The sequence below is a fragment of the Methylocucumis oryzae genome (genome assembly GCF_000963695.1).
Lineage (GTDB): Bacteria > Pseudomonadota > Gammaproteobacteria > Methylococcales > Methylomonadaceae > Methylovulum > Methylovulum oryzae.
The window spans coordinates 1-11,481 of the sequence record NZ_LAJX01000109.1; the positions used below are offsets into that span (position 1 = coordinate 1).

An 11,481-nucleotide genomic window follows, 5' to 3' on the forward strand; every position below is an offset into this window, starting at 1 on the left:
TCGRCGCRCGGCRTCCATGCCGTGCCCCTATCGGGCTAATCCCAGAAAAACCTGCGGTGCTCGGCGCGGCAAACGGGATTAGGGTTCCGAGAAACTTGTATATAAAGTTCCTAGGTTAATCAGTATTTCTAAGCCATACCACGTTTAGCCACGTCTTGCTCAATTTCAGCTTGGCAATGCAACACTAAGTCGAGTAAGGCTTGCGCGCCGATACGGTTTTTTTCATCTAACGCCACTAATTTCTCAAAAATTTCTTGGCTTAGCTCTAATTGGTTTAATCGCATGTATAAGAAGCCAATCGCTTTTAAGGTAAACAAATATAAGCGTACTTGGGTTAATAAACCGCTAGGTGTGGTTTCGATATGAGTTAGGCTTAACAGCCGCCAATCATCGGGGAAGTCAAGCATTGGCCTTATCACCGCTAGCGCTTTCATTGTTGCTTCTAATGCTTCGTCTAAGCGATGCTGGTAGTAATAAAACCGGTTTAGTGCAACTAATACATTTAACGATTCGGGGGCTTTAAAATAGGCTTGTAATAACGGTAATTCAGCAGCGCCATCAGCATATGATTCAGAGGCTTGTGCTAATAACTCTTTAACGCCAGCGACTTCTTGTTGTTCAAAATACAAGCCTTGCGCTTCAAAATCTAATAAGTCCACTATAACCCCGCGACCAGTTTGACTGGGCTTTCTCTATGCGATGTGCAAATGGTTTCAGCATCGCAGGTATGGCATTCATCATCATTAGCCGTGATAGGCAGAGCGGTTTGCTTAGCCTCTAATTCGTCAATGCGTTCAAGTAAGCATGAAATGGCTTTGCCGACTGGGTCAGGAATCAAATGATGGTCTAAGTCTATGCCGTGTTTAGTTTGAATCTTGGTGCCTTTGCTTTGCACAATCCGACCTGGAATGCCAACCACGGTACAACAATTCGGCACATCTTTAACCACGACCGAATTAGCGCCGACTCTTACATTATCGCCTAGCGTAATCGCACCTAGAATTTTTGCGCCCGAACCGACTAATACATTATTGCCTAAGGTGGGATGGCGTTTTTCTTTTATTCCAAGTCGTCCCACCTAAGGTTACACCATGATACAACGTGACATCGTTGCCAATAACAGCCGTTTCGCCAATTACCACGCCTAGCGCATGGTCGATAAATAAACGCCGACCAATGGTAGCGCCTGGATGAATTTCAACGCTGGTCATCCATTTAGCAAAAGCCGATAAGATGCGCGCGGTCAATTTCCAATTGGCAAGCCATAATTTATGACTGATTCTATGGAGTAACACGGCGTGTACGCCAGAGTAGGTCAGTAAAATCTCCCATACACTATGGGCTGCCGGGTCGCGTCCGAATACACAATGCACATCCTCATGCCATTGTGCAAAAAAACCAATGGTTTGTGCATTCGTTTGACTAGCCATTAGCGTAAGCTCCAGCCGGTTTTTCCTGGCACGGGTGGTGCTGGAATCCTAAAAAATGAGCCTGGGTAACGGTCGTCATCAACTGGAACGGCAACCGATTTTTTAGTTGCAGATTCATCTCTTAGAGCAGTTTTGGCTTGGTTCATATCTCAGTCCCCTATTGCTTGATGAAATTGGTTTAACTCAACCGGCGTCGGTGAGCGTTTAGCCGTTTTGACAAAGTCTTTAACCGCTAGCAATAAATGCTGAGCTTGCTCACGGTTAAGGTGAATACCTAATTGTTGGTAAGCGTAAATAACTGCTTGAGTGCCTGAATGTTTACCTAACACTAATTCATGCTGGCGACCCACAATGGCAGGGTCAACCCCTTGATAATTGTTTAAATCTTTTAATAAGCCATCGACATGAATACCGGCTTCGTGGCTAAACACATTTTTACCGATTAAGCTTTTACGCGTGCCTATGGCATCGCCTGATGCATTAGCAACTAAGCTCGATAATTCAGAAAAATGCCGTAAATTAACCCCGGTTTCTATTCCGTATAATTGTTTTAACCCGACCACGACTTCTTCTAATGCCGCATTGCCCGCGCGTTCACCTAAACCATTAACCGTAGTGTTTACATGCGTAGCACCCGCTAAGGCTGCGGCTAACGTATTGGCAGTGGCTAGGCCTAAATCATCATGTGCATGCATTTCAATCGCTAAGTCGGTGTTGGCACGTAGCGTTTTAATGGTTTCAAACACACCGAACGGCTCCATAATCCCTACTGTATCGGCAAATCTAACTCTAAATGCACCGGCGTTTTGTGCGTGTTCGCATAAGCGCAACAGGAAATCAATATCGGCTCTGGAGGCATCTTCTAAGCCTACGCAAACATTAAAACCATAGTCCTTAGCTTTACGCACTAGGTTATCGATAGTCGCTAAGACCCAGCTGCGCGATTGTTTTAACTTGTGCAAAATATGTTGATCGGAGGCTGAAATTGATAAATCAATATTATCAACGGCTAAACCTAGGCATGACGTCAAATCGTCTTGGCGCATTCTTGACCAGACCATAAGTTTTGGCAGGCAGCCCTAAGTCAGCAATGGCTTGAATTTCGTCACGCTCACAACTGCCCATCGCTGGAATACCTATTTCTAGCTCGGGGACGCCTAATGCAACGAGTTGCTGAGCAATGGCTAATTTTTCTTCTAGTGAGAAAGCTACCCCGGCGGATTGTTCGCCATCGCGTAATGTTGTGTCATTAATGACAATGCTGCGAGTTGGGTAAGTCATGGCTATTCCTGGTTAACGCTGTGTTTGCTTAGTATTAAGCAAAACGCTTGCCAACTTGGTGAATGATAAAAAAGTTATTGTATTTACAATAAGTTGGCTTGTTTAGGCCGATGTTTGGTTAACGCAGGGAAAGGCGATTGTAGGAAACCTGACAAAGTATTGTTGCAGTTGGGGAAGGGGACTTTTTAAACCTAAGTAACTGTGTAAAAGTCTTTTAACAGGAGTAAAAAACTTTAGCCATTTTTAACAAATGGCTAAAGCCATTTGACTCCAGCGCGAATATTAAAATAGATGTGGACTTGTACTTAGCTGCGGCAAGACCATCCCATCGAGCCTTGTCCCTTTCGCTAGACTGGCTTAACATACCTGGTAGTTTTGATATATGGCATGTTGTTCGATTTCGTCATACTTTAACCGCCTATGTTTCATTTGGAAAAACCTAAACAGGACTGAATCATGATTTATTCATCAATACGCGACAACCATGCTCACGGTTCAGTAGGCGATTTTTTAAAGGAACACTTAACGGCCGATTCCAGCGTATCCATCGTGTCGGCTTATTTCACCTTGTTTGCCTATCAACAGTTAAAAGATAAGCTGGATAACATCGAAGAATTGCGTTTTCTATTTGGCGAACCCACCTTTATCAAAGCCATAGATCCTGATAACGCCCATACCAGGGCATTTAAAATTGAAGATGATAGCTTAGTGATTGCAACCGAAAAAATTATCCACCAAAAAGCCGTTGCCCGGCAGTGTTCACAATGGCTGCGTGATAAAGCGCAGATTCGTTCTATGGTCAAACCTAACTTTCTGCACGGTAAGCTGTATCACATCACCCAAGCCAGCGGCATAGAAAAAGCTATTGCAGGCAGCTCTAATTTTACCGTCAATGGTTTAGGGTTAGGCGGCAGCAAAAATATTGAACTCAATCTGGTCATTGACAGCGATAGGGACCGGAAAGAATTAAAGCACTGGTTTGATGAGTTATGGCACGATAAAACTGGGTTGGTCGAAGACGTTAAAGCACAAGTTTTAAACTACCTTGAACAGTTATACCGAGAAAATTCCCCCGAATTTATTTACTTTAAAACTTTGTATCATATTTCGGTGTCTATCTGGATGAGCAAAATCAAGCGGGATTGCTGAATGAAAAAACCGGATTTTTTGACACCGAAATATGGCAGGCATTATTTGACTTCCAAAGAGACGGGGTAAAAGGCGCGATTAATAAAATCAATAAACATAATGGTTGTATTATTGCCGACAGCGTAGGTTTGGGAAAAACTTTTTGAAGCGCTCGCCATTATTAAATATTTTGAATTACTGAATAAAAGGGTGCTGGTGATATGCCCGAAAAAACTAGCCAGTAACTGGACTATCTACCAGGCCGGACAAAATCACGCACTTAACCCATTCAAAACTGACCGCTTTAATTACACGGTTCTGTACCATACCGACGTAGGACGAAGCACAGGAAAATCCAATGCCAATGGTATAGCGTTGGACACTTTTAATTGGGGTATTTATGACTTGGTTGTTATTGATGAGTCGCATAACTTCAGAGGTAATCCATTAGAAAAAGTCAGTGATGACGGCACAGTTAAAAGCAACCGCGCCCGATGGTTAATGGAAAAAATCATTAAATCGGGTAGTAAAACCAGTGTGTTGATGTTATCGGCAACGCCCGTCAATAACACCTTGCGCGATTTACGCAATCAAATCGCTTTTATCACCGAAGGCAAAGAAGATGCACTGTTTGAAAGCTGTAAAATCAAAAATATTTCTCAAGTGCTTAAAAACACTCAAACTCAGTTTGTTAACTGGGCAATGGATCACACAAAAAAAGATTCTGCCAAAAGCATGAAGCTGTTGCTGGATAAGCTGGATTCAGGTTTTTTTAAATTACTGGATGAACTCACTATCGCCCGCTCCAGAAAACATATTGTCAAGTTTTACAGCGTTGATTCGGCAGTTAAGTTTCCGCATCGCTTAAAACCGCATTCAGTCTATCCAGCTATTGACTTAGCGCAGCAATTCCCCAGTTATGACGCGCTTAATCAACAGATACTCAACTATAAGCTGGCTATTTTCAGTCCATCCAGTTATGTAAAAGCGGACAAGCAGGCAAAGTATGAGGTGTTGGCAGGTAAACAAGTCAGTGGCTTCACTCAAACGGATCGTGAACATGTCCTCATCGGCATGATGAAAGTCAATTTTTTAAAGCGCCTTGAAAGCTCTATTAAATCCTTTGAAATTTCCATGCACAGAACGCTACAAAAAATCGCCGCATTAGAAGAAAAAAATTGCCCAGTTCAAAACCCATCAAGTCCAAGCTGACTATATGGAAAGCTTTATACTCGATGAAGATGAGATAGACGATTTCGCCGATGAAGCTGAACTGTGGCAAGTCGGAAAAAAATTAAAATTTGCGTTGGCTGATCTTGATGTGGAGCAATGGCTGATTGATTTACAAAGCGACAAAGCTGCATTAACCCAATTGCATAACAATGCCCAACTTGTAACGCTGGAAAAAGATGCGAAACTGCATGAACTCAAAAAACTGATTACCGCCAAAAACGCCAATCCACTCAATCCCGGCAACAAGAAAATCCTGGTTTTTACCGCTTTTGCCGATACCGCCAATTACCTTTACGATGCGCTTAAACCCTGGTACAGACAAACATTCGACCTGCATTGTTCATTGATTAGCGGCAGCATGACCCACACGACACTAGGCAAAAACGACTACGACAGCATACTGGTTAATTTTTCCCCTCTCTCAAAAAACCGCGCCAACCTGTCATCAGTAAAAGAAAGTGCACAAATTGACCTGTTAATTGCGACCGACTGCATCAGCGAAGGCCAGAACTTGCAGGACTGTGATTACCTGATCAATTACGACATTCATTGGAACCCGGTGCGTATTATTCAGCGTTTCGGGCGTATTGACCGACTAGGCAGTAGCAATGAAGTTATCCAATTGGTCAATTTCTGGCCGACGCCAGACCTTGATAATTACATTAACCTCAAGGAACGGGTTGAATCCAGAATGGCGCTGGTCGATATGACGGCGACCGGTGAAGACAATATCCTCAATACCGAGCAACTGCATGAACTCATCGAAGATGATTTGAACTACCGTAATCAGCAATTAAAAAAACTCAAAGATGAAGTGCTGGATCTTGAAGACATGGATGAAGGCTTATCACTGACCGATTTTACGATGGATGATTTCAGAATAGAGCTGGCGGGGTTTTTAGATACCCATAAAAGGCATTTACACAATTCACCGTTAGGGCTTTACACCATCGTGCCGGCGCCGGGCGGCGATTATGCCGAACATTACGGTAGTCATCACTTTTCAGAAGCCGAAAAAAACATTATCAAACCGGGCGTTATTTTCTGCCTGAAACAAAAACAGGATACTGATGGCAATAGCGCCATCAACCCATTGTCGCCGTATTTCTTAGCTTATATCTGGACGGACGGCACAGTACGCTACAATTACACACAAGCAAAGGCTATTCTGGAAATCTATCGCGTCTTATGCCAGGGTGTCGTATCACCTTATGAGCCACTGTGCGAGCTATTCAACTCCGAAACCGACTATTGCGAAAACATGGCGGACTACACTAATTTACTGAAAACAGCGGCCGATGAAATCATCAGCGTCTTCAAAAAACGCAGTGCCCACAAGTTGACTTCCGAGAGAGGGGCTTTGATTGCACCGATGAAACAGCAACTGGAAAATCTCAATCAATTTGAACTGGTGACCTGGTTGATAGTGATATAAAACCAACGCCAACGGCTAAAGCCGTTGGACTCCAACTTTAAAACGGAGTWAAAACGGCTTCAGCCGTTTTAATAACCCCATGAAAAAAGACTACCTGCACAACCCAACGCATCTATTCATGGACGATACACCCTATTTTATAACCGCTGCGAACTACCAAAAACAGCTATTACTCCAAGCACCCCAACTAAAAGAACGGCTGTTAAACGCGATAAAATATAATTTTCAACGGCATCACTGGGCGTTGCATCACTGGGTCATTTTAGACAACCATTACCATCTCTTAGGCCAAAGCCCGATAGGTCAGGACTTACCCAAAATCATGACCAAAATACACGGGCAGAGTGGCTACCACATCAAACAAACAACCCAAACGCAACAGCGGACTTGGTGGAATTACTGGGACTATTGCCCACGCGATGAAAAAGATTACCTGACGCGCCTGAATTACTTGCTGATGAATCCGATAAAACACGGCTATACCAATAACTTAAACGATTATCCCTTTTCCAGCTTTCATCAACATCTTGCCGAAACAGGCCGTGAAAAGTTAATCAGGCAATTCAAAGACCATACCGATTATAACAACCTGATATTGCTGGAAGATGATTTTTAAAGCACACTCAGTACTTCTAAACTAACGGCTAAAGCCGTTTTATACTCAAATAAACTAACAGTTATCCAACCGAACTGATAAAAACAATGACATCAAAAAAAGACATAGAAAACGCACTCAAAGCCTTTAGCAGCAACACATTAAGCTATAACGCCATTCATTTGTTCGACACATTAGGCTACAACACCATCAGACGGCAGCCCTTCGAGCAAAAAAACTACGCCTATTTTGAAGAATATTATTTAGCAGCTAACACCCATTTCAACGCTGAAAAAGCCAAAGTCGACCAATGGCAATCCATCGATTTACTGTTCCAGCTCTCCCAAGAAGAAGTTAACTGGAGTAAAACGGCTTCAGCCGTTTTCGAAAAAACCATTATCGAATCCTACCTGTTTTTTGCCATTCAACTGACCGCAGCCGATTACTCCAGGACAGACCTCGCACAAATAACCCGTGAGTTAAACAAAGTCTTCGCTATGCCCGTGATGGTGCTGTTTAAACATGGCGTAAGCATAACTCTTGCCGTTATTAATCGCCGCCTCAACAAAAAAGACGCTCAAAAAGACGTATTGGAAAAAATCACGCTCATCAAGGATATTTCGATAGAAAACCACCACCGTGCGCATATTGAAATTCTATTTGATTTGTCCTTTACTGAAATCCAGCGCGTCCACAAAGTCAGTAATTTTGTCGAACTGCACAATGCCTGGCAAAAGACGCTTGACACTAAAGCACTCAATAAAAAATTCTACAAAGAACTATCCCACTGGTATTTTTGGGCGATTAAAGAAGTTGTATTTCCTATCGCGTCTTTTGACGCAGACGATGTATTTAACGCCACACAAAACGATAAAGTCCGCGAACATAACGCCAAAAACCTCATCCGCTTATTAACCCGTATTTTGTTTGTATGGTTTATCAAGGAAAAAAATCTGATACCTGACGAGTTGTTTGATGAAAACTACATCAAAGCCCACCTGATTAAAGACTTTGCTCCGCATAAAGAAAAAAACTACAACACCCAGACCCAGCGTAGCGAATATTACCGCGCCATCCTACAAAACCTGTTTTTTGCTACGCTCAACCAAACAGTAGGCAAGCGTGAATTTCGCAAAGACAAGCAGCACCGAAATGTCACCAATTTAATGCGCTATGAAAGCTACTTCAAAGATCCGCAAGCGTTTTTAACACTCGTCGAAGATAAAGTACCGTTCATGAACGGCGGTTTGTTTGAATGTCTGGATAAACCCGACCCGCTGCTAAAAGGCAAACAAGGCGGTGACGTGATTTTGTACGAAGACGGCTTTTCAGACCGCCCGGATAACCCGTTGCGAGTACCGGATTACATCTTTTTTTGATGGCGACGAACACGCCGATTTAAGCGCAGAACTCAGCGACAAAAAACAAAAAGACGTCAGCGTAAAAGGGCTTATCAATATTCTCAAAGCCTATAAATTTACCGTCACTGAAAACACGCCGCTGGAACAGGACATCGCGCTTGACCCGGAACTGTTAGGTCAGGTGTTTGAAAACCTGCTCGCCAGCTATAATCCCGAAACCCAAACCACAGCCCGCAAACAAACCGGCAGTTTCTATACGCCGCGTGAAATTGTCGATTACATGGTCGATGAATCGTTGCTCGCCTATTTCAGCAGCCAACTCGAACAAACCACAGTAACGGGCAAAGCCCGTTGCACTCCAGACGAACTTGAAGCACAGGAAACAAATGCCGTATTACAACGGGCTTTGCCCGATGCCGTAACCGAGAATCTACGTACCCTACTTAGCTACGACAATCTGATCAACCCCTTCAACTCCACCGAAACCGAACAACTCATACAAGCCATAGACACCTGCAAAATCCTCGACCCCGCCTGCGGTTCCGGCGCATTCCCGATGGGCATCCTGCATAAACTAGTGCATTGCCTGCACAAGCTCGACCCGGACAATAAACAATGGCAAGCCCTACAACGCAGGAAAATTTTACAAGACACCCAAGCGGCAATGCGTATTGAAGATAACAAAGAACTCAGTGAAAAGCTCAAGGAGCTCAACAATACCTTCGATCACAACATCAATCACCCCGACTATGCCAGAAAATTATTTTTGATTGAAAACTGCATTTACGGTGTTGATATTCAACCCATCGCCATACAAATCAGCAAGCTGCGGTTTTTTATATCCCTAGTTGTCGATCAAATAGTCAACCCCGATAAAAAGAATTTCGGTATTTTGCCCCTGCCGAATTTGGAAACCAAATTTGTCGCCGCCAATACCTTAATCGGCATTGATAAACCGAGCGTAGGCATTAACGCCGACTCAACGATGAGTTTGTTCGATAACCCCGATGTTGAAAAATTAGAGCAGCAATTAAAAGACGTTCGCCATCGTTTGTTTAGCGCCAAAAACGCCCGCCACAAAACGTAACCTGCGAGACCAAGATAAAAACTTGCGCGAACAAATCGGCGCGTTATTGCAAGAACACGGTTGGGGCAATGCTTCCGCGCAACAATTAGCCCACTGGAATCCTTATGATCAAAATGCTTCGGCGGATTTCTTTGATGTGGAATGGATGTTTGGGCTTATGGATGGGTTTGATGTGGTTATTGGGAATCCGCCGTATTTTAATGTTGAAACATTAGGAGCCAAATCAAAATATGCTGAACAAATTAAAAAAAACTACGCTGAAATATGGATGGATAAAAGCGATATTTTGTTTTATTTCATCAAAGCAGGGGTGAATTTTGTAAAACCTCAGAGTAGTGTTTTTTATATTATTTCAAATGCTTTTTTATTTTCTGATAAAGCCCAAAAAATTGCGGAACTTTATTGTGCAGAAATCCCCTATTAAACGCATCGTAAATTTTGAAAAATATTTAGTATTTGACAGTGCAATGATTACAACGGCAATTGTACATTTTGAAAAAAATGGGAAAACCTCATTTTCCCAAGCCTTTACCCTGAAAGAAAATATCCAAGAAAGTTTTGAATCACTGATTCGCAACAAGGACAATTTTACGCCAGTTCAGTTAAAGTCAGATAGTGTTTTTGCTTTGATAAATAATGAAACCAATCAGTTAAATGCTAAATTAGACGCTAACAAAGCATTTTTAGGTGAATTACTTTGGGTTGGCTCAGGTATGCAAACAGCCGCTAATGATGTGTTTAGTAACTCTCAAATTACCAAACAAAGTTTTCCAAAAGAGTTTTTGAAAAAAAAGATTGAACGGAAAAGCTATTAAAAAATATGTAATTGATGCATATCTTACAGATGATTTATTGTATATTGAAAATATAGAAACATTTGAAAATTTGCCCCAAAGTATTCAAGTCTACTTGCTGGGCCATAAACATTTTTTGGAGAATAGAGCTGATAAAAAAAGACGGAAAACATCTAAATGGTGGACTTATAGTTTTCCAATGCACAAAGAATATTATCATTTAGATAAAAATTTGGACCTCCTATCGAGGGGCTTCTAATTGTTTTGCTTTTGATAATACTCAGAAATACATTGGACTAACTAATACAACCGTAATTTTTGACACAAATCCAAATGTTGTTTCTCTGAAATATATTTTGGCTTTACTCAATTCCAAATTATTAGATTTTCGTTATAATTCAATTGGCAAGCAAACAGGTGGTGGTATCTTTGAGTATTTTTTCTAACGGTGTAGAAAAATTACCAATTCCTCAAATATCCAAACCCGAACAACAACCCTTCATTGACTTAGTAGACAAAATCCTTGCCGCAAAAAAAGCTGGGCAAGATACCCGCGCATGGGAACAACAAATCGACACCTTGGTTTACGCGCTTTACGACTTAACGCCCGAAGAAATCGCCATTGTCGAAAGCCAAGCTAAGCCCGCAGCCGCCAACGGCTAAAGCCGTTGGACTCCAATAGGAGTAAAACGGCTTTAGCCGTTTTTTGTGCAAAAAAAAGCCGGACAAGACTCCTGCGCAGAGGAGCAACAAATCGAAACCCCGGTTTGCGGGCTGTACGGCTTAACGCCCGAAGAAATCGCTATTGTCGAAGGCCAAGCTAAACCCCCAGCCGCCAACGGCTAAAGCCGTTGGACTCCAATAGGAGTAAAACGGCTTTAGCCGTTTTTTGTGCAAAAAAAAGCCGGACAAGACTCCTGAGCAGAGGAACAACAAATCGAAACCCCGGTTTACGGGCTGTACGGCTTAACGCCCGAAGAAATCGCTATTGTCGAAGGCCACGCTAAACCCCCAGCCGCCAACGGCTACAGCCGTTGGACTCCAATAGGAGTAAAACGGCTTTAGCCGTTTTTTGTGCAAAAAAGCCGGACAAGACACCTTGCATGGGAACAACAAATCGACATCCAGGTTTACGGG

The 11,481-nt window shown here is 42.7% G+C and carries 16 protein-coding genes and 1 pseudogene; 12 read left to right on the plus strand and 5 right to left on the minus strand.

Going from position 1 to position 11,481, the window contains the following annotated elements; all coding sequences use genetic code 11:
• Positions 1–128: 128 nt before the first annotated feature.
• The 5 genes and pseudogenes from VZ94_RS11085 to VZ94_RS32020 all read right to left on the minus strand — a co-directional run bounded on the left by VZ94_RS11085 (position 129) and on the right by VZ94_RS32020 (position 2,711).
• The gene (locus tag VZ94_RS11085; protein WP_045779282.1) at positions 129–659 is read right to left on the minus strand and encodes a tetratricopeptide repeat protein; all 531 of its coding nucleotides are present in this window, start codon (positions 657–659) and stop codon (positions 129–131) included.
• Positions 659–1,430, minus strand: a pseudogene (cysE, locus tag VZ94_RS11090) (serine O-acetyltransferase). Before cysE ends, VZ94_RS11085 begins: the two are co-directional and overlap by 1 nt.
• Positions 1,430–1,576: a hypothetical protein gene (locus VZ94_RS26435; RefSeq protein ID WP_192828629.1), complete on the minus strand. Its 147-nt coding sequence runs from the start codon at positions 1,574–1,576 to the stop codon at positions 1,430–1,432. Before VZ94_RS26435 ends, cysE begins: the two are co-directional and overlap by 1 nt.
• A 3-nt stretch (positions 1,577–1,579) precedes the next feature.
• Positions 1,580–2,491 carry a hydroxymethylglutaryl-CoA lyase-like TIM-barrel protein gene (locus VZ94_RS11095; protein WP_338040354.1) on the minus strand — a complete coding sequence of 304 codons (912 nt, stop codon included), beginning with the start codon at positions 2,489–2,491 and terminating at the stop codon, positions 1,580–1,582.
• Entirely contained in the window at positions 2,433–2,711 is a 279-nt protein-coding gene (locus VZ94_RS32020) for a hydroxymethylglutaryl-CoA lyase-like TIM-barrel protein (protein ID WP_338040355.1), read from the minus strand. The genes VZ94_RS11095 and VZ94_RS32020 overlap by 59 nt, the downstream gene beginning before the upstream one ends.
• A 456-nt stretch (positions 2,712–3,167) precedes the next feature.
• Between VZ94_RS32020 and VZ94_RS26985 the strand changes: the two genes are divergently transcribed.
• The 12 genes from VZ94_RS26985 to VZ94_RS25925 all read left to right on the plus strand — a co-directional run bounded on the left by VZ94_RS26985 (position 3,168) and on the right by VZ94_RS25925 (position 11,190).
• Positions 3,168–3,860 (plus strand): phospholipase D-like domain-containing protein, encoded by a 693-nt coding sequence (locus tag VZ94_RS26985; protein WP_204369113.1) that lies wholly within the window; start codon positions 3,168–3,170, stop codon positions 3,858–3,860.
• Positions 3,854–4,006 carry a hypothetical protein gene (locus VZ94_RS26990; RefSeq protein WP_204369114.1) on the plus strand — a complete coding sequence of 51 codons (153 nt, stop codon included), beginning with the start codon at positions 3,854–3,856 and terminating at the stop codon, positions 4,004–4,006. Before VZ94_RS26985 ends, VZ94_RS26990 begins: the two co-directional genes overlap by 7 nt.
• A 208-nt stretch (positions 4,007–4,214) precedes the next feature.
• Complete coding sequence (locus VZ94_RS26995) at positions 4,215–5,051, plus strand: DEAD/DEAH box helicase family protein (protein WP_204369115.1); 837 nt, start codon at positions 4,215–4,217, stop codon at positions 5,049–5,051.
• Positions 5,052–5,145: 94 nt separating this feature from the next.
• A complete protein-coding gene (locus VZ94_RS27000) occupies positions 5,146–6,507 on the plus strand; it encodes a C-terminal helicase domain-containing protein (protein WP_204369116.1) in 1,362 nt (453 codons plus the stop codon).
• A gap of 79 nt (positions 6,508–6,586) precedes the next feature.
• Complete coding sequence (locus VZ94_RS11105) at positions 6,587–7,123, plus strand: REP-associated tyrosine transposase (RefSeq protein WP_045779283.1); 537 nt, start codon at positions 6,587–6,589, stop codon at positions 7,121–7,123.
• Between the two features lie 86 nt (positions 7,124–7,209).
• Complete coding sequence (locus VZ94_RS22885; RefSeq protein ID WP_052700456.1) at positions 7,210–8,481, plus strand: hypothetical protein; 1,272 nt, start codon at positions 7,210–7,212, stop codon at positions 8,479–8,481.
• Between the two features lie 163 nt (positions 8,482–8,644).
• Entirely contained in the window at positions 8,645–9,550 is a 906-nt protein-coding gene (locus VZ94_RS26440) for a DNA methyltransferase family protein (RefSeq protein WP_052700457.1), read from the plus strand.
• Positions 9,551–9,572: 22 nt separating this feature from the next.
• Entirely contained in the window at positions 9,573–9,974 is a 402-nt protein-coding gene (locus VZ94_RS22895; RefSeq protein ID WP_052700458.1) for an Eco57I restriction-modification methylase domain-containing protein, read from the plus strand.
• Positions 9,955–10,365 (plus strand): hypothetical protein, encoded by a 411-nt coding sequence (locus tag VZ94_RS22900; RefSeq protein WP_052700459.1) that lies wholly within the window; start codon positions 9,955–9,957, stop codon positions 10,363–10,365. Before VZ94_RS22895 ends, VZ94_RS22900 begins: the two co-directional genes overlap by 20 nt.
• Positions 10,366–10,574: 209 nt before the next feature.
• Positions 10,575–10,790, plus strand: a complete 216-nt coding sequence (locus tag VZ94_RS32750) for a TaqI-like C-terminal specificity domain-containing protein (RefSeq protein WP_369126299.1) — start codon at positions 10,575–10,577, stop codon at positions 10,788–10,790.
• Positions 10,774–11,007 (plus strand): hypothetical protein, encoded by a 234-nt coding sequence (locus VZ94_RS11120; protein WP_082081575.1) that lies wholly within the window; start codon positions 10,774–10,776, stop codon positions 11,005–11,007. The genes VZ94_RS32750 and VZ94_RS11120 overlap by 17 nt, the downstream gene beginning before the upstream one ends.
• 45 nt (positions 11,008–11,052) lie before the next feature.
• Entirely contained in the window at positions 11,053–11,190 is a 138-nt protein-coding gene (locus VZ94_RS25925) for a hypothetical protein (RefSeq protein WP_157844901.1), read from the plus strand.
• Positions 11,191–11,481 lie beyond the last annotated feature (291 nt).

Bases quoted from the DNA above. Each gene is read 5' to 3' on its own strand.
- VZ94_RS11095 (WP_338040354.1), bottom strand. From the start codon at position 2,491: ATGGTCTGGTCAAGAATGCGCCAAGACGATTTGACGTCATGCCTAGGT.
- VZ94_RS26435 (WP_192828629.1), bottom strand. From the start codon at position 1,576: ATGAACCAAGCCAAAACTGCTCTAAGAGATGAATCTGCAACTAAAAAA.
- VZ94_RS22885 (WP_052700456.1), top strand. From the start codon at position 7,210: ATGACATCAAAAAAAGACATAGAAAACGCACTCAAAGCCTTTAGCAGC.
- VZ94_RS26985 (WP_204369113.1), top strand. From the start codon at position 3,168: ATGATTTATTCATCAATACGCGACAACCATGCTCACGGTTCAGTAGGC.
- VZ94_RS32020 (WP_338040355.1), bottom strand. From the start codon at position 2,711: ATGACTTACCCAACTCGCAGCATTGTCATTAATGACACAACATTACGC.
- VZ94_RS11105 (WP_045779283.1), top strand. From the start codon at position 6,587: ATGAAAAAAGACTACCTGCACAACCCAACGCATCTATTCATGGACGAT.